We start from the raw sequence: 19,560 nt of genomic DNA on the forward strand, positions 1-19,560 counted from the left end.
AGCCATGGGTGAATCACCCCATGCGCCGCTTCCTCCACACGGTCCGCGTCTGGATCACGAGCGCCCCCGGCACCTATCTCTGGCTGGCGGCCCTCTTCGTCACCACCGTCGCCCTGCACCGGATGTCACCGGATTTCGAGGAGGACTTCCTGCGTCAGCGCTCCACCAACATCCACGAGCTGTCGACGAGCCCCCTGCGGGTGCTCATCTCCAGCGCCTTCTGGATCGACGGCGGCAGCTGGCTCCCGTACGCCGTGCTCTACACGGTCTTCCACGCGCCGGCCGAGCACTGGCTCGGCACCCTGCGCTGGCTCGCGGTCGCCGCGCTGGCGCACATCGGCGCGACACTGGTCAGCGAGGGGGTGCTGAGCTGGGCCGTGCACCACGGCCATGCCCCGCAGTCGGCGGTCAACACGCTGGACATCGGGGTCAGTTACGCGCTCGCGGGGGTGATCGCCGTCCTGGCCTACCGGGTGCCCCGGCCCTGGCACCTGCCGTATCTCGCCGCTGTCCTCATCTTCTTCGGCATCCCCTTGATCGCCGGGCGCACCTTCACCGATCTCGGCCACTTCAGCGCCGTCCTCATCGGGCTCGCGTGCTACCCGATCGCCCGGGGCCGGGGCCGGGGACGGGGACGAGGGCGGGGGCGAGGCCCGGGCCGGGGGTCGGCGCGGAAGCGTGCGCGTGGGGCGGCGTGGGACCGGCCGAGGGGGACTTCGCGGACACGACCTGCCGGCTAGCCATGCTGCCCTCACAGGCGACGGAAAGGCCCTAGTCGGTACGGCGGTCGGCCGGGTCGCGGCGGTCGGCCGGGTCGCCGAGCGTCAGCCCGTAGAAGTCCCGCCCCTGGATGACGGATCCGTGCTGCACGCCGCCGCTGACGCTGTTGTGTACGACGCTGACCGGCCGGTCGTCCGGCGGCGGCGCCAGCTCGTCCAGCAGGAGCCGCAGCTCCGCCGCCGCGGCGGGGTCCGCCCGGAGTACGCGGCGCAGCCTCGTCCGCCAGAGGGCCTCCACATCGGCGGCGGCCGTCTCGTCGTCCTCCGCGCGGGCCGTGGTCAGTTCCCGGCGGGAGATCCGGAGTTCCTCGTCGGCCGCGCTCTCCGCGCGCTCGTCACCGCCCCGGGCGAGGAAGCGCGCCAGCCGCTCCCGCCCCTGGGCCCAGGCGTCCGAGACCATGAGACCGACCAGTGTCGTGGCCCCCGACGCCGCCAATGCCGCCAACTCGGCTTCCATTGAACCCCCCTTGCCGCTCGGACGCTCCGGCCGCCCGGACGCTCCGGCCGCCCGGCCGCCCGGTCGCCCGCTCCACCGTAGAGAGTTTTCGCGAGCGTGAGTAGACGGGTACGGAAAGTAGCGCGGGGATTCGCCCCCGGTGCGGAGCTTCGGGAACGGGAAGACGCCTACGCGTCCCCCTCCGGAGAGGTCCCCGCCGTCAGGGCCGCGCGCGCGGCGGCGAGGATCTCCTCGGAGAGCGGGGAGCCCGTGGTGGCGCGGGCCAGGACGAGCGCGCCGAGCATGGTGCACAGCCGGGTGATGCCGTCCCCGCCCTCGCCCTCGCCCTCGGTGGCGAGCCACCCGGCGAAGTCGCCCACTCCCTCGGTGTAGACGCGGCGGGCCTCGCGGTCTCCCGGTTCGCGCGCCATGTCGGTGACGAGCGCGGCGACGGGGCAGCCGTCCGCCGCGCCGTCGCGGTGCTCGACGGAGAGGTAGGCGTCGATCACAGCCCGCTGGGCGGCGGGGCCCTGTCCGGCATGCCGCTCCAGTCCGTCCTTGTGGCGCTGGGCGAGTTCGCCGAACGCGTGGGCGGTGGCCTCGTCGACGAGCGCCTCTTTGGAGGCGAACTGCTTGTAGAAGCCGCCGTGGGTCAGACCGGACGCCTTCATCAGGTCGGCGACGCTGACGTGGGTGCCCTGCTCCCGGAAGAGGCGGGAGGCGGTTGCCACGACCCGTTGGCGGTTCTCCTCCGCCTGCGCCCGCGATACGCGGCCCATCAGCCACCTCCTCTATTGGATGTCGTTTGACATCTATGCTAGACCATGTTTTAGATTGTAGTCATAATCTAATTCACGCGGGCTCCGGACGGACGGTGCCCACGACGCCGGGAGTGGTCATGGAACTGAAGGACGCGGTAGCGGTGGTCACCGGAGCCAACCGGGGGCTCGGGCGGCATCTGGCCACCCAGCTCGTGGAGCGCGGGGCGAAGGTCTACGCGGCGGCCCGCCGTCCCGAGACGGTGGACCTGCCGGGCGTCACCCCGCTGCGGCTGGACATAACGGACGAGGAGTCGATCCGGGCCGCGGTCCGCACGGCCTCCGACGCGACGCTGCTGGTGAACAACGCGGGCATCTCCACCGCCACGCCGCTGATCGCGGGCGAAACAGCCGCCGTGCGCCAGGAGATGGAGACGAACTTCTTCGGCCCGCTCGCCGTGACACGGGCCTTCGCCCCCGTCATCGAGGGCAACGGCGGCGGCGCCGTGCTCAACGTCCTGTCCGTCCTGTCCTGGCTGCACCCGGCCGGCCTCGGGTCCTACGCGGCGGCCAAGGCCGCGGCATGGGCGCTGACCGACGCGGCCCGGGAGGAGCTGGCGCCCCGCGGCATCACCGTCTCGGCGCTGCACGTCGGATACATGGACACCGACATGGCCGCGGGCGTCCCCGCCGACCAGAAGGCCGACCCGGCCGATGTCGCCGCACAGGCCCTGTACGGCATCGAGACGGGCCTGCCCGAGATCCTCGCCGACGAGACCACCCGGTACGTCAGGCAGAGCCTGGCCGCCTCGCCGAACGCGACGTGAGGCGCAGCACCTCCCCCGGCACCTCCCCCGTCACCTCGTCCCACCTCATCAAGAGTCCCGTCGATCAGTGAAAGCAAGGACACCTCATGCGTTACACGACCTTCGGACACCGCACCGGGCTGCGCGTGTCCGAGTACGCGCTCGGCACCGCCAACTTCGGTACCGGCTGGGGCGCGGGCGCCGAGCCGGACGAGGCCCGCCGTATCTTCGACCGGTTCGCCGAAGCGGGCGGCACCTTCCTCGACACCGCGGACTCCTACCAGTTCGGCGAGTCGGAGGAGCTGACGGGGAAATTCGTCTCCGCCGACCGGGACCACTTCGTCCTGGCCACCAAGTTCACCCTCGGGGCCGCGCCGCAGCCGAGCGTCTCCAGGACGGGCAACAGCCGCAAGAACCTGGTCGCCTCCGTCGAGGCCAGCCTGAAGCGCCTGGGCACCGACTACATCGACCTGCTCTGGGTGCACTTCCCCGACCAGCTCACCCCCATCGAGGAGATCCTGCGCGGACTCGACGACCTGGTGAGTTCCGGCAAGATCCACCACGCCGGCCTGTCCAACTTCCCCGCCTGGCGCGTCTCCCGGGCCGTGGCCGTCGCGGAGCTGCGGAACTGGGCTCCCGTCGTGGGCATCCAGAACGAGTACAGCCTCGTCGAGCGGACCGCCGACCGCGAGCTGCTGCCGATGGCCGAGAGCCTCGGACTCGGCGCCGCCCTGTGGTCCCCGCTCGGCGGCGGACTGCTCACCGGAAAGTACCGTCGCGGCGCCGAAGGCCGGCTGACCGACCTGGGCGCCGTCATCCACACCGAGAGCACCGACCAGAAGACCGCCGCCGTCGACACCGTTCTGGCCGTCGCCGAGGAGACCGGCGTGACGCCCGCCCAGGTGTCGGTGGCCTGGGTACGGGAGCGGGCCGCCCGGTCCGCGGCCTCGCTCGTCCCGATCATCGGGCCGCGCAGCCTCACCCAGCTCGACAGCTACCTGGGCGCTCTCGACGTCCGGCTGGCGCCCGAGCAGTTCACCCGCCTGTCCGAAGTCAGCGAGGTGCCGCTCGGAGTTCCCCACGAGGCGATCGCCCGCTCCCTGGACGGCCTCCAGGGCGGCGACTCCAGCCGCTTCATCACCCCGGCCGCACCGGTGGCCTGACGCCCGGCGGCAGCGCGGCCGGTGTCCCGGTGGCGGCGCCGCTCCTGATGCGCCTTGATGAACGCGGACGCTCCTCGATGAATGTGGACGCACCTCGATGAACGCGGAACCAGTCCCCTCACGGACAAGAAACGGAGACGACGACGATGAAGGCCTTCATGATCGAGCGGTACGGCGACCAGGCCGGCGTGCGCGCCGGCCAGGTGCCCGACCCGCGGGTGGGCCCCGACGACGTCCTGGTCCGGATCCACGCGGCGAGCGTCAATCCGCTGGACCTCAAGCTCCGCGACGGGGACTTCAAGGCGATCCTTCCGTACCGTCTCCCGCTCGTCCTCGGCAATGACCTCGCCGGGGTGGTGATCCGGGTGGGACCGGCCGTCACCCGGTTCGCGGTGGGCGACGAGGTCTACGCGCGGCCCGGCAAGGACCGCATCGGCACCTTCGCCGAACTCATCGCCGTCCACCAGGACGACGTGGCGGTCAAACCGGCCACGCTCACCATGGAGGAGGCCGCGTCCCTCCCCCTGGTCGCCCTGACCGCGTGGCAGGCGCTGGTCGAACGGGCACAGGTGCGGCCGGGGCAGAAGGTCCTCGTCCACGCGGGCGCAGGCGGCGTCGGCACGATCGCCGTCCAGCTGGCCAAGCAGCTGGGCGCGTACGTGGCCGCCACCGCGAGCACCGCAAAGGCCGACCTGGTGAAGGGGCTCGGCGCTGACGTCGTCATCGACTACAAGCGGCAGGATTTCGAGACGGTCCTCGACGGCTACGACGTCGTCCTGGACACCGTCGGCGGCGAGACGCTCAAGAAGTCCCCGCGGGTGCTCAAGCCCGGCGGGAAGATCATCAGCATCGCGGGCCCGCCCGACGCGGCCTTCGCCCGCGAGCTGGGCGCGCACGCGATCCTCCGGCTGGCGATGAGCGCGCTGAGCTTCACCACCCGGCGCCGCGCCGGGCGCCGCGCCGTGACGTACTCGTTCCTGTTCATGAAGGCCGACGGCGACCAGCTGCGCCGGCTCGCCCCGCTCATCGACGCCGGGAAGATCCGTCCCGTCGTCGACCGCGTCTTCCCCTTCGACCGGACCCCGGAGGCCCTGCGGTACGTTGAGGAGGGCCGCGCGAAGGCGGGCAAGGTCGTCATCGCGATGACGTGAGGAAGGCCGCTTACGTGCCACAAGCGCTCGAATTCCTCGAACGGTAGTCAGGCAGGGCAGACCGGGCCGGGCCGCTCCGGATACGGCCGGGCCTACCCGCTCACGGCGGCCCCGAGCCGTTGAGCCAGTAGGCGCCGTACAGCGCGGAGGAGACCGCGAGGAGGGTGACGGCGGCGGCGGACAGCGCGGGCGGGCGTTTCGCGAGCCAGGCCGCGCCCGGGATGAGCAGGGCGAAGGCCGGCAGCAGAAGCCGGGGCTTCGAGCCGAAATAGCCGGACGAGCAGAGCGCGAGCAGCACGATGCCGCCGGTGTAGACCTGAACCGGCAGCGGAATGGCGGGCCGGCCGTCGAACTCCTTGAACCCCTGCCAGTAGACGCGGCCGAGCAGCCCGATTCCGATCAGCAGCAGCACCCCGGCGGCGAAGGCGGGTCCCGTCAGCAGGCCGCCGATGAACCGCGCGAAGGCGATGCCACCGTCGAATCCGTTGCCCCAGCCCCCTTGGACACGGAAATAGCCCCACGGGCTTCCGGTGGTGAAGCCCACCCAGAGGAAGAAGGAGAGAAATCCCAGCGGGGCCAGCAGCGCGCCCACCACCTCGGAGCCGCGCGGGCGCCTGCGCTCCACGGAGCACCCGTATCCCACCGCGACCCACAGGGCGACGGCGACGGCCAGTCCGACGGGCCGGGCGAGCCCGGCGAGCAGGGCCAGCGCACCGGCGGCGGGCCACCATCGCGCGCGGGTGAGATGGAGCGCCCATACGGCCAGCGCCGTGAAGAGGGACTCGCTGTACGCCATGGACTGGACGATGCCGACGGGCAGGGCCGCCCAGAGGGTCACGGTGAGAAGGGCGGCGCGCGGCCCGTACACGTCGTCGACCAGGAAGAACATCCCGGCGGCGGCCAGTACCGAACAGACCGCGCTGATGATCAGTCCGGCGTCGGCGTGGTCCACCGGGAGGACGGCCGCCACGGCGCGCTCCAGCCAGGGGAACAGCGGGAAGAACGCCTTGCTCGACAGTGTGCGGCCGTCGTTCGCCGCGACTTCGAACCCGTAACCGTGTTCGACGATCCGTACGTACCAGAGCGCGTCCCAGCGGGCGGACAGCAGCGTGTGCGCGCTTTTGCCGCGGGCGTCGGACCACAGGGCCAGCACCACGACGCCCAGCAGCCGGATGGCGACGAAGCACGCGAGGGCCGGCGCGGCTCTTCGCAGTGGCGCGGCTCCTCGCGGTAAAGGGACGCTGCTGCTCCCGCGCGCGCGTGCGCTTGGGCGTGCGCGTGGGCCGCGCAGGCGCGCGATCCGCGTGTCCCTGTTCACGTGCGCACCCGATCCAGCCTCATTTCCTCAAGGCCGGCTGTGCCGTCACCCCCCGCACCCCCACCGCGCCGCGTCCCTGGCGCGACGCAGTGACGGGGCCCCAAGTTCCGGTTGTGCGTACCGATTTGGGGCCCCGACCGAAATACCCTACCTCGGCGGCCCGGACCCGCCCCAGACGTTGTTCAGATACGTCAGCACCGCCTGGACCCTCCGGTGGCCGCTGTCGCTCGGGGGCAGATCCAGCTTCAGGAAGACATTGCCGATGTGCTTGCTGACGGCCCGTTCCGTGATGACCAGGGTCCTGGCGATCGTGGTGTTGTCATGCCCCTCGGCCATCAGCTTGAGCACCTCGCCCTCACGCGGGGTCAGTGAGTCCAGGGGCGAGTCCCCGCGCCGGGTGAGGAGTTCGGTCACCACCTCCGGGTCCAGCGCCGTACCGCCGGCCGTGACCCGGTCCAGCGCGTCGAGGAACTCGTCGACGCGGCCCACCCGGTCCTTCAGCAGATAGCCGACGCCCCGCGCGCCGCCGCCCAGCAGCTCGGCGGCGTACGACTCCTCGACGTACTGCGAGAGGACGAGCACCGGCAGCCCGGGGATCTCCGCGCGCGCGGCGAGCGCGGCGCGCAGCCCCTCGTCACGGAAGCCCGGCGGCATCCGGACATCGAGTACGGCGACGTCCGGGCGGTGGGTGAGCAGCGCGGGCAGCACCTCGGGGCCGCTGCTCACGACGGCCACCACCTCGTGTCCCGCGGAGGAGAGCAGCAGGACGAGCCCTTCCCGCAGCAGGGCATGGTCCTCGGCGATCACCACACGCACGGCAGCTCCACTTCGATGACGGTAGGTCCCCCGGCGGGGCTGGTGACGGCGACGGTGCCGTCGAGCGCGGCGACCCGGCGGCGCAGGCCCACCAGACCGGTGCCGCCGGTCTCGTCGGCGCCGCCCCGGCCCTCGTCGCGCACCCGCACGCGCAACGCCGTGTCCGTACGCGCGAGCCGGACCTCGGCGCGGTCGGATCCGCTGTGCTTCGCGGCGTTCGTGAGGGTCTCGGCGACGACGAAGTACGCGGCGGCCTCGACGGCCGCCGGGGCGCGCGGGCCGTGCCCCGAGTCGCTCAGCCCTTCCGCGCTCACGGTCACGTCGAGCCCGCTGCTCGCGGCGAGGGCCCGTACGGCTCCGGCGAGACCCCGGTCGGTGAGGATCGGCGGATGGATGCCGCGCACGACGTGCCGCAGCTCGGTCAGCGCCTCCTCGGCCTGGTCCTGCGCGTCGTCGAGCAGTTGGCGCGCGGCGGCCGGGTCGCGGTCGTACGCGCGCTTCGCCAGCCCGATCCGCATGGAGAGCGACACCAGCCTGGCCTGCGTACCGTCGTGCAGGTCCCGTTCGATACGGCGCAGTTCGGCGCCGTGCGCGGCGATCGCGCCCGCCCGGGTCTCGGTCAGCTCCTCGACGCGCTCGACGAGCCGGGCCTTGGGCGAGGGCTTGAGCAGGGCGGTCGACCAGGCGGCGTCGAGGTCGGCGAGCCGGCTGATCAGCGGGAGCACGACGGCCCGCCGGCGCAGCAGCCCGCACCACGCGCCGTCGACCAGCAGCCCCAGGGGCCACAGCAGCAGGAGCGGCAGGCAGACGAGGACGCCGTAGCCGTAGTGGGCGACCATCCAGCGCAGGTCGGCGTAGGTGCCGGGGTCGTGGGTGACCGTGCGCAGCCGCGCCCGGAGCGAGCCCGTGACCGGCAGATACGCCTCCGGGATCTCCCGTCCCGTCCACCCGGCGACGCGGCGCCGCTTGGCCCCGGCCATGCGCCGGATCAGCAGCACCGTCTCGGGCAGCAGCCCGGCGCCGACCACGGCGAGCGTGGCGACGGCCGTGAACAGCAGCACGGTGATGAAGAGGTACGAGCCGAAGGCCAGCGCCGCGGCCATGGCGAGCTGGGCCGTGGCCCGCCCCGCCCGCCGCACCGTCTTCCCCATGCCGATCATTTTAGGTAGGTCTCGCCCGGTTCGGTGCGGCGGCCCGGTGCGGTGGCCGGTGGCGTGGCCGGCGCGGTGGCGGGTCACGGGGCGCGCGCCCGGGTCCGTCCTACTTCTCGACCAGCCGGATCGCCGCCGCCGGACAGATGGCCGCGGCCTCACGTACTTCCTCGTGCAGTTCGGCGCCGGGGTGCTCGTTCAGCACGATGGCGACACCGTCCTCGTCGCGCTGGTCGAAGACGTCGGGGGCGGCCATGACGCACTGTCCCGCCGCCACGCATTTCGGCTCGTCCAGTTCCACACGCATGTCCACGCTCATGATGCTCTCCTCGGTGGGGGGTGGCTCCCGCGACGGACCGCGGTGGAGCCGTGAGGGTGACAGGGCCGTGGGCCGTCGGCGGCCTCGCGGCCGGACAGGACCCGGATCCATGCAACCGGACCGGGCTGACGCCATCCGGCCGGTTACCTGACAGGAAGCGGACGTGACGGAGGCCACACCCCGGGGGCGCTGTCGACGGCGGTCAGAGTCCGAGCCAGTAGCCGAAGCCCTTGCGGGTGTGGATCAGGGGCGGGTCCTCCTGGTTGACCTTGCGGCGCAGGCGGGAGACGAGCTTCTCGATCGCGTTGTCGGCACGGTCCTCGCCCCAGACGTGCCGGCAGATCTGCTCCTTGGAGAGGACCTGTTCGGCGTTGAGCAGCAGATGGCGCAGGAGGCGGTACTCGGCGGGGGTGAGGTCGAGGGTGCGGCCGCCGCGACGCGCGCGGCAGGTGTGGTCGTCCAGGGTGAGATCGCCGAAGCGGGGGGCCGAGGTGCGCCGGTCCTCGTACTGGCGGGCGCGCAGGAGCGTCTGGGCCCGGGCGAGGACCTCGGCGACGCGAAAGGGTTTGACGACGTAGTCGGCGGCGCCGGGGCCGAGTCCCGGGACGAGGCTGTCGAGGGATTCGCAGGCGGTGAGGAAGAGCAGGGGCGGCCGGTCGGCGACGGGGAGCCGGGGGTAGCCGGAGAAGTGTCTGAGGTCGCTCATCGCCATGTCGACGACGACGAGATCGGCCGGGTGCTCGACGAGGCGGGTGAGCGCCTCGGGGCCGGAGCCGGCGGTGGCGATGCGGTAACCGGCCAGTTCCATGGTGGTGGAGAGGAGTTCGACGGTGGGGGGGTCGTCGCCGACGATCAGGACGCGCCGCCCGTCGCCACGGGGCGGGGCGGGCTTCTCGTCGGCGTTCCCGTACCTGGGTTTCTCGCTGATTTTCCCGTACATGGAAGGACCGTTCGTATAGGGCTGGCACTCCGCCATCGGGGGTTCCCGTGTGCTCAGACGGGGTCCGGTGTCCCGGCGTGGCCGCCCGTGCCGTTGGGGGTGTCGTCCTCCGCGCCGCTGAGGAAGTCGTCGACCATGCGGCGGAAGAGGGTGGCGAGTTGGTGGAGTTCTTCGGGCGACCAGTCACCGAGGGCGCTCTGCATGCCCCGGCGGCCGGCTTCACGGACGCGGTCGACGGCGTCCTGGCCGGTGGGGGTGAGCCGGATGTGCTGGGCGCGGCGGTCGTCGGGGTCGGGGACGCGGGTGACGTATCCGGCCTTCTGGAGCTGCTGCACCTGCCGGGTGATGTGGGACGCCTCCACGCCCAGCCGGCCGGCCAGTTCGCTGGGGCGCAGCGCGTCGGAGTCGGCGACCGCCCGCAGGAGCGCCACGGCCGCGCGGTCCAGCGGGACGCCGGCCAGGGCCATCAGGCGCTCGTGCTGGCGGACCCGGTTGGTGAGGTAGGAGATATGGGTGAGGGAGCGCTCGATCGTGATGATGTCGGCCGGGACGGGCGCGGGAACGCCGGGAACGCCGGGGGCGGTGGGGTGTGGCGAGGTGGGCATGAGGCCACTTTATCATCTACTTGCTTGACTCAAGTAAGTCACGTGTTTGCCGAAGCCACGCGGTCGGGTCGGCGTACGGCTGCTCGGCGGCCGGGACCGGACCGCTCAGGCCGGGCGCTCGGGCCGGGACCGGACCGCTCAGGACCTGGGGCGTGCCCCGGCCGCGGCGCCGCCGGTGATGGGCGCCAGCCAGAGCCCGACCAGCGCGTCGACCAGGCCGTCGGCCGCCTGCCGCCAGGAAGGGCGGACCGTGCCCGTACCGTCGGCCAGCGCGGCTTCCCGCTCGGCGCACATGTGCAGGATCAGCTGGCGCGACATCATCCCGCGCTCGGCCTGCGCCTCGGCCGGCAGCTCCGGCAGGGCGCGGTTGAAGCCGTCCACGATCCGCTGGAGCGCGGGGGACGTGAGTGACTCCTCGACCATGCTGTCGCGCAGCGCGGGATCGGTCATCGCCTGCGCGCAGAACCGGCCGTACCAGGTGGGGCTGCCCAGCGCCTCCAAGTGGTCCGTGATCGGGTGCACCAGACACGACACCCAGACCCGCACGTCGGTGGAGTCGCCGGCCTCGGCCAGCCGCCGTTCCCGTGCCTGTTCGATCTGCTCGGCGTACTTACGGGCGATGGCCCGCACCAGATCGGCCTTGGTGCCGAAGTGGTAGCCGACCGCCGCGTTGTTGCCCTGCCCGGCCGCCTCGCTGACCTGGCGGTTGGACACCGCGTACACCCCGCGCTCAGCGAACAGCCGCTCCGCCGCGGTCAGGATCAGCTCCCGCGTCGCGCTGACCTGTTCGGCCCGTACAGTCCCGCCTGCCATGCCCACCATCCCACCGGGACCGTCGAAGGCCCTCTCGTCCGGCCCTCTCGTCCCGATCGGCCGAGCCCATGCCGCACATCTCGGTGGTGCCGTGCGGCGGCACGACTCCGGCGACCTCGGCGCCCTCCCCAAATCTATCGCGCGGCATACCCAGGCCCGGATCGGCGTCGAGCCGCCGCACCTCCTCCACCGCGGAGCACGGTCGTCACCAGGCCACGGGCAGCTCGTACACCCCGTAGACCGACCCGTCGTGCTTGAACGGGATGTCCGCCAGCTCCCCGGCCAGCCGCAGACCGGGTACGCGCCGGTAAAGGGTGCTGTACGCGACCTGGAGCTCCATCCGGGCCAGCGTCTGCCCCAGGCACTGGTGCACCCCGAAGCCGAAGGCCACATGGCGGCGGGCGTCGCGGCGGATGTCGAGCCGGTCCGGGTCGGGGAAGACGTCGGGGTCGCGGTTGCCGATGTCGTTGGGCACGATGATGCCCTCGCCCGCGCGGATGACCTCCCCGGCGATCTCGATGTCCTCCAGCGCCACCCTGCGCCGCCCGCTGTGCGTGATGTTGAGGTAGCGCAGCAGCTCGTCCACCGCCGAGGCGACCAGCTTCGGATCGTCGCTGTCGCGCAGCAGGGCGAGCTGGTCGGGGTTCTCCAGCAGGGCGAGAGTGCCGAGCGCGATCATGTTCGCGGTCGTCTCGTGCCCGGCGATCAGCAGCAGCACGCCCATCTGGGCGACGTCGTTACGGGTCAGCTCACCGGCCTCGACCCGCCCGACAAGACCGGACAGCAGGTCGTCGGCGGGGTGGGCGATCTTCTGGCCCACCAGGTCCTCCAGATAGGCCGCCAGCCGCCGCGAGGCGGCCAGCCGCTCCTCGGGGGTCACCTCGCGGTTGATGAGGACCTTGCTGTTCTCCTGGAAGAAGTCGTGGTCGCCGTAGGGCACCCCGAGCAGTTCGCAGATCACCAGCGAGGGCAGCGGCAGGGCGAACGCCTGGACCAGGTCGACCTGTTGGGGACCGGCCAGCATGGCGTCGATCAGATCGTCCGTGATCTTCTGTACGGCCGGACGCATGGCCTCCACCCGCTTGAAGGCGAATGGCGCCGTCACCATCCGCCGCAGCCGCCCGTGCTCGGGATCGTCCATGAGGATGAAGCTGACGGATCCGCTGCCGGGGGCGATCGGCACCGAGCTGGGGTAGCCGGGCCGGTGCAGATCGGCGCTGACCCTCGGGTCGCCCAGCAGGGTCCGCTGATCGGCGTGCCGGGTCACCACCCACGGCGTGGTGCCGTCCCACAGGCGCACCTTCCCGAGCGGCCCCTCGCGCTGCTTGTCGCGCAGCTCGGGCGGCGGGTCGAAGGGGCATTTCGCCGCCCTGGCCATCGGGAACTCGGGCAGTGCGGAACCGAGTTCGTCCGCCGGGTTCAACGTGCTGGCCATGGATGCCTCGCTCTCCTCGGAGCCGGTCCTTCCGGCGCGGTCAGGCAATCCCATTCCATTAATTAAGTCAAGCATGTGATTTAAATTCGCCCACGCGGCCGACCCGAACCAGCCAACCGGAGGCTCCGCCCGGCCTCCGAGGAGGCCGGGCGGAGCCGGAACGACGCGGTACGGGGGGCGGACCCGGGCGGGTGTTACGGCCTGGCCCCGGAGACCTCCGCCGCCTCGGCCTCGCCTGCGGCGGCCGGCGCGGCCTGTCCCGCTGCCGCCGCCGGGCGGTGGCGCGGGATGAAGGTGCAGAGGAAGAAGGAGAGAAGGGCGGCACCGGCGCCGATGGCCATGACCGTCTTGAAGCCGTTCTCGGAGGGCATGGAGACAGCGCCGAAGGTGGTGGTCATCTGGGCGAGGACGACCCCGGCGATCGCGCTGGCGAACGACGTACCGATGGACCGCATCAGCGCGTTGAGGCTGTTGGCGGCGGCCGTCTCGGACGCGGGCACGGCGCCCATGATGAGCGCGGGCATGGCACCGTAGGCGAAGCCGACGCCCGCGCCGATGACGCAGGAGACCAGGACGAGGTGCCAGACCTGGGACATCAGCAGGATGCTGAGGCTGTAGCCGGCGGCGACGATGAGGGCGCCGGTCATCAGGGTGGTCTTCGGCCCCTTGGTCTTGGTGATACCGGCCGAGATCGGGGCCATGGCCATCATCACCAGGCCCTGCGGCGCGAGGACCAGGCCGACGGTCATCATCGACTTGCCCAGGCCGTAGCCGGTCAGCTCGGGCAGCTGGAGCAGCTGCGGGAGGACCAGGGACATGGCGAACATCGAGAAGCCGAGCGCGATCGAGGCGAGGTTGGTGAAGAGCACCTGCCGTCGGGCGGTGGTGCGCAGGTCCACCAGCGGCTGGGCGGTGCGCAGTTCGTAGTAGCCCCAGGCGACGAGGACGACGACGGCCGCGACGAGCAGGCCGAGTACGGTGCCGCTCGTCCAGCCCCAGTCGCCGCCCTTGGAGATGGCCAGCAGCAGGGAGACGAGCCCGACGGCCAGGCCGAGGGAGCCGACCAGGTCGAAGCGTCCACCCGTACGGACCTTGGACTCGGGCACGAGCACCATGATGAGCACGCCGGCGACGGCGCCGAGGGCGGCCGAGACCCAGAACAGTACGTGCCAGTTGAAGTTGTCCGCGATGAAGGCGGCGGAGGGCAGGCCGAGGGCGCCGCCGACTCCGAGCGAGGCGCTCATCAGCGCGGTCGACCCGGCGAGACGCTCGGCGGGCAGCACGTCACGCATGATGCTGATGCCGAGCGGGACGACGGCGGCGGCCAGGCCCTGGAGGACCCGCCCGACGATCATCGGGACCAGGGACTCGCTCAGCGCACACACGATCGAGCCGGTCACCAGCAGGACGACGCTGACCAGCAGCACCCGGCGCTTGCCGTACATGTCGCCGAGGCGCCCGGCGACCGGGGTGGCGACGGCGGCGGCGAGCAGGGTGGCGGTGACGGCCCAGATCGCGTTCGACGGAGAGGCGTTGAGGTACTTGGGCAGCTCCGGGACGATCGGGATCACCAGGGTCTGCATCAACGACACGACGATCCCGGCGAAGGCCAGGACCGCCACCACGGCGTTCGACCTCGGCGGGGCGGATCCCCCCGGAACGGGCCGGGCAAGAGTGTCGGACATGGAAAATTCCTCCGTGAGGGGCATCAGACGTGCTTGACTCACGCAACCATATTCCGATTGATTGACTTAAGCAACTTTACCTCCCCGTAACCCGCTCCCGGACCCGGCCGGCTCTAGGCTGACCGCATGCCCACACGGCCAGCCGCAGCAGCGTCGTCCGCGTCGTCCGGCCCCCCGGAGCCGACCGGGGACAGGCCGCGCATCCTGGCCGTCACCGCCGATCCCGGCATCACCGAACTGCTCGCCCGCACGCTGGAGTGGTCGGGCTACCGGGTCACCGCGGAGCGGAGCGGCGCCGACGGGATGCTGCGGCTCAGCCAGAACCACTTCGACCTGGTGATCTGGGACGCCACCCTGCCGGACCTGGCGGCCTTCGCCCGGGGCCGCCGCGGCGCCCCCGCCGACCGGCCCCCGCTGCTGTTCCTCGCCGAATGGGACAGCCTCCAGCGCCTCGCCCCCGAGCTGCACCCCGGCACCGAGGACTACGTCACCAAGCCCGTACGGATCGCCGAAGTCCTGGCCAGGACCAGGGTCCTGCTGCGCGACCGGACCCCGGAGCGGGACGAGGGCGTGCCGCGCTACGGCGATCTGGTGCTGGACGACGCCGCCTGCCGGGCGCGGCGTGGGGACAGGGCGCTCGGCCTCACCCCGGCCGAGTACCGGCTGCTGCGCCATCTGATGGCCAACGCGGGGCGCGTGCTGTCGAAGGAGCAGATCAGCAGGCATGTCTGGGGCGAGTTCCGGGCCCAGCACTCGATCGAGAAGCTCGTGGGCCGGCTGCGGCACAAGGTGGACCCGGACGCGGGCCGGGCCGAGCCCGTGCTGATCCACACGCACCGGGGCTTCGGATACCGGCTCGGCGGCTCCGACCGCTGAGGAACACGACCGACCGCAGGGGCGACGTGGCCGACGCGGCCGACCGCCGGGAACGTACGGCCGGGAACGTACCGCCGGGAACGTGAGGCCGAGCCCGTGGCGCGGCGACCGGACCACGGAGCGCACCACGGGTTCGGCGCCTCACCCGCTCCCCGCTCAGCCCTGCCGGTGCCAGCGGATCCAGCCCGCCTGCCCGCCGTCGACGAGCAGATCGGTCCCGGTGATGTAGAGCGACCGCGGACCGGCCAGGAACGCCACGGCGTCGGCGATCTCGCCGGGCGTTCCGGTACGGCCCGCGCCGCACGCGTCGAGCATCTTCATCATGTGCCCCTCGGGGTCCGAGTCGGCCTCGGCCTTCGACATCGCCGTGGAGACGACTCCCGGGCTGACGGTGTTGATCCGGGCGCCGCGCAGGTTCCACGCGAGCGCCGCCGCCTGCACCCGTACGTGGTTGGCGCGCTTGGCCAGGATGTACGCGGACGTCGGGTCGTCCCCGACGGCGGCGACCGCGTCCAGCGCGAGCAGCTCCGCGGCCGGGGCCGTCGCGAGGGCCGCCTCGTCCTGGCGGCTCAGCGTCGCGTAGTGGCCCGCCATGCTGGCGACGCAGACCAGCGACGTGCCCCGGACGGCGACCTTCTCGAACGCCTCGATGACATGGACCGTGCCGAGCAGGTCGACATCGAAGATCTTGCGCGCCGACGCCGTGGCCGCCGCGACACCCGCGGTGTGGACGACGGCGGTCAGCCGGCCGGCGGCGGCGGCCGTCTCCGCGAGGGCCTCGACGGACGCGCGGTCGGACACATCGGTGACCACACCCCGTACGGCATATCCCTCGACGCCCAACGCCTCGACGGCGCGGTCGAGTTGCCGCTGGGAGGCGTCGGCGAGGATCAGGGTCCGCCCGCTGCCGAGCCGCCGGGCGACGGACGTCCCCATACCGCCGGCGCCGGTGACCACCACCACGTCACGCGCGTCGGTCGTACCGTCCTGCGTACGGTCCGTACGGTCCTGCATGAGCAACCTCCTTGTTGTTCAGTGGAGTTCGCCGGCCCTGAAGCGGACCGGCGAACGGTGGGAGCGGCCCGGGTCCCCACCGGGGCCGCTCCCACCGAGGGCGAGACGGGCAAGGGCGAGACGGTCAGGGGCGAGACGGCCGAGCCCGAGGGCGTCAGGCCACCTCTGCCGCGTCGACCGGCTCCGCCGCCGGTACCGCGTCGGCCCACAGGGCGCGGAGCGCGATGGCCTGGCGCCACCGCCGGATCTCCTTGGGCGGCATCCCGACCGCCAGGACTCCGGTCACCCGGTCGCCCGTGCGGTACACGGCCACGAACCGGCGCTGCGCCAACTCCCCCGCCACAACGGCCACTTCGTCGTGGCCGCGCAGATAGCCGTACGCCTGGATCTTCATGTCGTACTGGTCCGACCAGAAGTACGGCACCGGTGCGAACGGCTTGCCCGCCGCCGGGTTGAGGAGGTTGCGGGCGGCGGCCATCCCCTGCTCCGCCGCGTGCGTGCGGTGCTCGATCCGCATCTCCACCCCGAACAGCGGGTTGTACCAGCGGGCCACGTCGCCCGCGCCGTACACCCCCGGTCCCGCGGCGCTGTACTCGTCGCAGACCAGGCCGTCCCCCACGCTGAGCCCGCTGTCCGCCAGCCACTCGGTGTTGGGGTGCGACCCGACGGCGACCAGGACGTCGTCGGCCTCGATCAGAGTGCCGTCCGCGAGACGCACCCCGTGCTCGGTCACCTCCGCCACCGCGGCCCCGGTGCGCAGGTCCACCCCGTGCTCCAGATGGGCCCGGGACAGCACCTGCCCGACCTCGGCGCCGACCGCGTGGGCCAGCGGTACGGGGGCGGGCTCGATCAGCGTCACCCGCGCGCCCAGGCCGGCCGCCACGGCGGCGGCCTCAGCGCCGAGGAATCCGGCGCCCACCACGGCCAGCCGCCGCCCCGGGCCCAGCCGGAGCCGCAGCGCCAGCGCGTCGTCCACGGTGCGCAGCACGTGCTGCGCGCCCTCGCCCGGCAGCCGGCGCGGCCGTACCCCGGTGGCGACGATCAGACCGTCGTACGCCAGCCGCGACCCGTCCGCCAGCAGGACCGTACGGTCCGCCGTGTCCAGCCCGGTCGCCGCCGCGCCCAGCCGCAGATCGAGGCCGAGGGCGTCGAGGTCGGCGTAGGGGCGCAGCGGCAGCCGCTTGGGGCTCCACTCGCCCGACAGGATCTGCTTGGACAGCGGGGGCCGGTCGTACGGGGCGTGCGGCTCGTCGCCGACGAGGCTGATCGTCCCCCCGTACCCCTCCCGGCGCAGGGTCTCGGCGGCGGCGAGCCCGGCCGCCGAGGCGCCCACCACGACGATCCGCTTCACTGTTCCACCAGCCTGAGGGCGGCGGCCGGGCAGATCGCCACGGCTTCCCTCACCCCGTCGAGGAGGCTGTCGTCAGGGTGCTCCTCCAGCACGATCGCGACGCCGTCGTCGTCCCGCTGGTCGAACACCTCGGGCGAGGCCATCACACACTGCCCCGCGGCGACGCACTTCGGCTCGTCCAGTTCCACACGCATGGGTGTCTCCACTTCACTTCGTCCGTGCGGGCCGGGTCACCAGGAGACCGGCAGGCTGTGGACGCCGTAGGTCGTCCCGACGTGGTCGAACTCCAGGTCCGCGAGGTCCGCGGCCAGCCGCATCGTGGGGATGCGGCGGTAGAGGGTGCTGTAGACGACCTGGAGTTCCAGCCGGGCCAGGTTCTGGCCGAGGCACTGGTGCGGCCCGTACCCGAACGCCTGGTGCTGGCGCGCCGGGCGGGTGACGTCGAGCCGCTGCGACTCGGAGAACGCCTCGGGGTCCCAGTTCGCGGCGTGCAGGTCGAAGATCATCCCGTCGCCGGCCTTGATGACGACGCCGCCGATCTCGATGTCCGCCTTGGCGACCCGCCGTACGCCGGTCTGCACGATCGACAGGTAGCGCAGCAGCTCGTCGACCGCGTTGGCGATCAGCTTCGGGTCGTCGGTGTCCCGCACGAGCGCGAACTGGTCGGGGTGCTGGAGCAGCGCCAGGGTCCCCAGGCTGATCATGGTGGCGGTGGTCTCGTGCCCGGCGATCAGCATCGCCACGCCCATGTGGACGGCCTCGGTCCTGGTCATCTCACCGGCCGTGACGCGCCCGCCCATCTCGGAGAGGATGTCGTCGCCGGGGTTGGCCAGCTTCTCCCCGAGCAGGTCGTCCAGGTACGCGGCGAGCGCGCCGCTGACCCGCCGGGCCTCGTCCGGCGGCACGGTGCTGTCCAGTACGGTGCTGCTGCTCCGCTGGAAGAAGTCGTGGTCCTTGTACGGCACACCGAGCAGCTGCGCGATCACCAGGGACGGCACCGGCAGCGCGAACGCCTTCAGCAGGTCCACCGGGTTCGGTCCGTCCAGCATGTCGTCGATCAGACCGTCGACGATCTTCTGGATCGGCTCGCGCATCTTCTCGATCCGCTTGACCACGAACGGCCCGTTGACCGTGCGCCGCAGCCGCGTGTGCTCCGGCGCGTCGGTGTTCGTGATCATGCGCGGCGACACCGGCGCGATCTGCGCGCGGTGCTCGTTGACGTACGGGAAACCGGGGTCGAGGTCGTCGTCGCTGATCCTCGGGTCGGTCATCAGCGCCCGCTGGTCGGCGTGGCGGGTGATCAGCCAGGGCGTGGCGCCGTTCCAGATCCGCACCCGGGAGATCGGCTGCTCGGCGCGCAGCCGCTGCGCCGCCGGGGCCGGAGCCAGCGGGCACTGCGCCGCCCGCTCCATCGGATACGGGGGCAGTGATCCGCCCGTACCGCCCGCGGGACAGGTCAGCGTGTCGGTCATGGCGTCTCCTCGATGCTGTGGGGGGGTCGAAGGACTCGACTGCGCACCAGGGAAGCGGAGCGGGCTGACGCCTTCCGGCCGGTTCGCTGACATCTCCCGGACGTGACGCACACCACAGAGAGGGATGGCGGTATCGGGCGCTATGGCCTCTCGGCGCCGAGGGGGGCCGGGGGGACCGGTGGGACCGACGTGTGGGTGGGTGCGCACACTTTGTGTGGGGTGGCCCGGCTCCGGTTCGGCGGCTGACGGTCTGCTGCTGGTGGGGATTCATGCCCCGCTGGTCACCACTCGCTGCGTTCTGCGGGTCAGTACCAAGAGGTAAGCGAGCTGAACGGGAGCAGATCATGGCGGGTGGGGGCCGCCCCTCTCGCTTTGAGTTTCGCGCCTCCGGGCCGGGTGTAAAGGGCGCTCCTTCGTCGCGTCGCTGCGCGATGACCTTCGGTCACCCTTGACACCCGTCCCTGCGGCGCAAGTGCAGGTACTCGGGAGGGGCGGCCCGGGGGAAGGGTTCCCAGGGAAGCCAGGATCGTTGCCCGGTCCGGCTGCTGGCTGCCGGGTCGGCTTGCCCTGCGGGGCGCGCGGTCTCTGCATGGGGTGGTGGCGTGTTTCGTCAAGCGTCTGCCGACCGGATGCTTGCTGGGATTCATGCCCCGCTGGTCGCTCGGAGTGGGT

General features: G+C 72.1%; 20 protein-coding genes. 5 read left to right on the forward strand and 15 right to left on the reverse strand.

Going from position 1 to position 19,560, the window contains the following annotated elements; genetic code table 11:
- Positions 1 to 20: 20 nt before the first annotated feature.
- Positions 21 to 740 carry a rhomboid-like protein gene (locus tag OG627_RS14770; protein ID WP_329065221.1) on the forward strand — a complete coding sequence of 240 codons (720 nt, stop codon included), beginning with the start codon at positions 21 to 23 and terminating at the stop codon, positions 738 to 740.
- 31 nt (positions 741 to 771) lie between these two features.
- Here OG627_RS14770 and OG627_RS14775 read toward each other — a convergent pair whose 3' ends face one another.
- Complete coding sequence (locus OG627_RS14775) at positions 772 to 1,236, reverse strand: hypothetical protein (protein ID WP_329065223.1); 465 nt, start codon at positions 1,234 to 1,236, stop codon at positions 772 to 774.
- Positions 1,237 to 1,403: 167 nt separating this feature from the next.
- Positions 1,404 to 1,994: a TetR/AcrR family transcriptional regulator gene (locus OG627_RS14780; RefSeq protein ID WP_329065225.1), complete on the reverse strand. Its 591-nt coding sequence runs from the start codon at positions 1,992 to 1,994 to the stop codon at positions 1,404 to 1,406.
- Positions 1,995 to 2,113: 119 nt separating this feature from the next.
- Between OG627_RS14780 and OG627_RS14785 the strand changes: the two genes are divergently transcribed.
- The 3 genes from OG627_RS14785 to OG627_RS14795 all read left to right on the forward strand — a co-directional run bounded on the left by OG627_RS14785 (position 2,114) and on the right by OG627_RS14795 (position 5,093).
- On the forward strand, positions 2,114 to 2,800 hold the full coding sequence (locus OG627_RS14785; RefSeq protein WP_329065227.1) for an SDR family oxidoreductase: 687 nt from the start codon (positions 2,114 to 2,116) through the stop codon (positions 2,798 to 2,800).
- 86 nt (positions 2,801 to 2,886) lie between these two features.
- The gene (locus OG627_RS14790) at positions 2,887 to 3,942 is read left to right on the forward strand and encodes an aldo/keto reductase (protein WP_329065229.1); all 1,056 of its coding nucleotides are present in this window, start codon (positions 2,887 to 2,889) and stop codon (positions 3,940 to 3,942) included.
- Positions 3,943 to 4,088: 146 nt separating this feature from the next.
- Complete coding sequence (locus OG627_RS14795; protein WP_329065230.1) at positions 4,089 to 5,093, forward strand: NADP-dependent oxidoreductase; 1,005 nt, start codon at positions 4,089 to 4,091, stop codon at positions 5,091 to 5,093.
- A 100-nt stretch (positions 5,094 to 5,193) separates the two neighbouring features.
- Here the strand turns inward: OG627_RS14795 and OG627_RS14800 are convergent, their stop codons facing one another.
- From OG627_RS14800 to OG627_RS14840, 9 genes are all read right to left on the reverse strand, one after another.
- Complete coding sequence (locus OG627_RS14800) at positions 5,194 to 6,249, reverse strand: glycosyltransferase family 39 protein (RefSeq protein WP_329065232.1); 1,056 nt, start codon at positions 6,247 to 6,249, stop codon at positions 5,194 to 5,196.
- 309 nt (positions 6,250 to 6,558) lie between these two features.
- Positions 6,559 to 7,227 carry a response regulator transcription factor gene (locus OG627_RS14805; RefSeq protein ID WP_329065234.1) on the reverse strand — a complete coding sequence of 223 codons (669 nt, stop codon included), beginning with the start codon at positions 7,225 to 7,227 and terminating at the stop codon, positions 6,559 to 6,561.
- Entirely contained in the window at positions 7,215 to 8,378 is a 1,164-nt protein-coding gene (locus OG627_RS14810) for a sensor histidine kinase (RefSeq protein WP_329065235.1), read from the reverse strand. The genes OG627_RS14805 and OG627_RS14810 overlap by 13 nt, the downstream gene beginning before the upstream one ends.
- Positions 8,379 to 8,487: 109 nt before the next feature.
- Complete coding sequence (locus OG627_RS14815; RefSeq protein WP_329072673.1) at positions 8,488 to 8,685, reverse strand: ferredoxin; 198 nt, start codon at positions 8,683 to 8,685, stop codon at positions 8,488 to 8,490.
- A 214-nt stretch (positions 8,686 to 8,899) separates the two neighbouring features.
- Positions 8,900 to 9,637, reverse strand: a complete 738-nt coding sequence (locus OG627_RS14820) for a response regulator transcription factor (RefSeq protein WP_329065237.1) — start codon at positions 9,635 to 9,637, stop codon at positions 8,900 to 8,902.
- A 53-nt stretch (positions 9,638 to 9,690) separates the two neighbouring features.
- Positions 9,691 to 10,242, reverse strand: coding sequence for a MarR family winged helix-turn-helix transcriptional regulator (locus OG627_RS14825; protein WP_329065239.1), 552 nt, complete (start codon positions 10,240 to 10,242; stop codon positions 9,691 to 9,693).
- Positions 10,243 to 10,380: 138 nt separating this feature from the next.
- Entirely contained in the window at positions 10,381 to 11,055 is a 675-nt protein-coding gene (locus OG627_RS14830) for a TetR/AcrR family transcriptional regulator (protein WP_329065241.1), read from the reverse strand.
- Between the two features lie 205 nt (positions 11,056 to 11,260).
- Entirely contained in the window at positions 11,261 to 12,490 is a 1,230-nt protein-coding gene (locus tag OG627_RS14835) for a cytochrome P450 (RefSeq protein ID WP_329065243.1), read from the reverse strand.
- A gap of 194 nt (positions 12,491 to 12,684) precedes the next feature.
- Positions 12,685 to 14,175, reverse strand: coding sequence for an MFS transporter (locus tag OG627_RS14840; RefSeq protein ID WP_329065246.1), 1,491 nt, complete (start codon positions 14,173 to 14,175; stop codon positions 12,685 to 12,687).
- Between the two features lie 126 nt (positions 14,176 to 14,301).
- Between OG627_RS14840 and OG627_RS14845 the strand changes: the two genes are divergently transcribed.
- Positions 14,302 to 15,051 carry a response regulator transcription factor gene (locus tag OG627_RS14845; RefSeq protein WP_329065248.1) on the forward strand — a complete coding sequence of 250 codons (750 nt, stop codon included), beginning with the start codon at positions 14,302 to 14,304 and terminating at the stop codon, positions 15,049 to 15,051.
- 156 nt (positions 15,052 to 15,207) lie between these two features.
- Here the strand turns inward: OG627_RS14845 and OG627_RS14850 are convergent, their stop codons facing one another.
- From OG627_RS14850 to OG627_RS14865, 4 genes are all read right to left on the reverse strand, one after another.
- On the reverse strand, positions 15,208 to 16,065 hold the full coding sequence (locus OG627_RS14850) for an SDR family oxidoreductase (RefSeq protein WP_329065250.1): 858 nt from the start codon (positions 16,063 to 16,065) through the stop codon (positions 15,208 to 15,210).
- A 154-nt stretch (positions 16,066 to 16,219) separates the two neighbouring features.
- Positions 16,220 to 17,416 (reverse strand): NAD(P)/FAD-dependent oxidoreductase, encoded by a 1,197-nt coding sequence (locus OG627_RS14855; protein WP_329065252.1) that lies wholly within the window; start codon positions 17,414 to 17,416, stop codon positions 16,220 to 16,222.
- On the reverse strand, positions 17,413 to 17,610 hold the full coding sequence (locus OG627_RS14860; RefSeq protein ID WP_329065254.1) for a ferredoxin: 198 nt from the start codon (positions 17,608 to 17,610) through the stop codon (positions 17,413 to 17,415). Before OG627_RS14860 ends, OG627_RS14855 begins: the two co-directional genes overlap by 4 nt.
- 36 nt (positions 17,611 to 17,646) lie before the next feature.
- Complete coding sequence (locus OG627_RS14865) at positions 17,647 to 18,888, reverse strand: cytochrome P450 (RefSeq protein WP_329065255.1); 1,242 nt, start codon at positions 18,886 to 18,888, stop codon at positions 17,647 to 17,649.
- Positions 18,889 to 19,560: the final 672 nt, after the last annotated feature.

This window comes from Streptomyces sp. NBC_01429 (assembly GCF_036231945.1).
Lineage (GTDB): Bacteria > Actinomycetota > Actinomycetes > Streptomycetales > Streptomycetaceae > Streptomyces.

Coding starts and splice junctions, on each gene's coding strand:
- OG627_RS14770 (WP_329065221.1), top strand. CDS start 21: ATGCGCCGCTTCCTCCACACGGTCCGCGTCTGGATCACGAGCGCCCCC.
- OG627_RS14775 (WP_329065223.1), bottom strand. CDS start 1,236: ATGGAAGCCGAGTTGGCGGCATTGGCGGCGTCGGGGGCCACGACACTG.
- OG627_RS14780 (WP_329065225.1), bottom strand. CDS start 1,994: ATGGGCCGCGTATCGCGGGCGCAGGCGGAGGAGAACCGCCAACGGGTC.
- OG627_RS14785 (WP_329065227.1), top strand. CDS start 2,114: ATGGAACTGAAGGACGCGGTAGCGGTGGTCACCGGAGCCAACCGGGGG.
- OG627_RS14790 (WP_329065229.1), top strand. CDS start 2,887: ATGCGTTACACGACCTTCGGACACCGCACCGGGCTGCGCGTGTCCGAG.
- OG627_RS14795 (WP_329065230.1), top strand. CDS start 4,089: ATGAAGGCCTTCATGATCGAGCGGTACGGCGACCAGGCCGGCGTGCGC.
- OG627_RS14810 (WP_329065235.1), bottom strand. CDS start 8,378: ATGGGGAAGACGGTGCGGCGGGCGGGGCGGGCCACGGCCCAGCTCGCC.
- OG627_RS14815 (WP_329072673.1), bottom strand. CDS start 8,685: ATGCGTGTGGAACTGGACGAGCCGAAATGCGTGGCGGCGGGACAGTGC.
- OG627_RS14820 (WP_329065237.1), bottom strand. CDS start 9,637: ATGTACGGGAAAATCAGCGAGAAACCCAGGTACGGGAACGCCGACGAG.
- OG627_RS14825 (WP_329065239.1), bottom strand. CDS start 10,242: ATGCCCACCTCGCCACACCCCACCGCCCCCGGCGTTCCCGGCGTTCCC.
- OG627_RS14830 (WP_329065241.1), bottom strand. CDS start 11,055: ATGGCAGGCGGGACTGTACGGGCCGAACAGGTCAGCGCGACGCGGGAG.
- OG627_RS14835 (WP_329065243.1), bottom strand. CDS start 12,490: ATGGCCAGCACGTTGAACCCGGCGGACGAACTCGGTTCCGCACTGCCC.
- OG627_RS14840 (WP_329065246.1), bottom strand. CDS start 14,175: ATGTCCGACACTCTTGCCCGGCCCGTTCCGGGGGGATCCGCCCCGCCG.
- OG627_RS14845 (WP_329065248.1), top strand. CDS start 14,302: ATGCCCACACGGCCAGCCGCAGCAGCGTCGTCCGCGTCGTCCGGCCCC.
- OG627_RS14850 (WP_329065250.1), bottom strand. CDS start 16,065: ATGCAGGACCGTACGGACCGTACGCAGGACGGTACGACCGACGCGCGT.
- OG627_RS14860 (WP_329065254.1), bottom strand. CDS start 17,610: ATGCGTGTGGAACTGGACGAGCCGAAGTGCGTCGCCGCGGGGCAGTGT.
- OG627_RS14865 (WP_329065255.1), bottom strand. CDS start 18,888: ATGACCGACACGCTGACCTGTCCCGCGGGCGGTACGGGCGGATCACTG.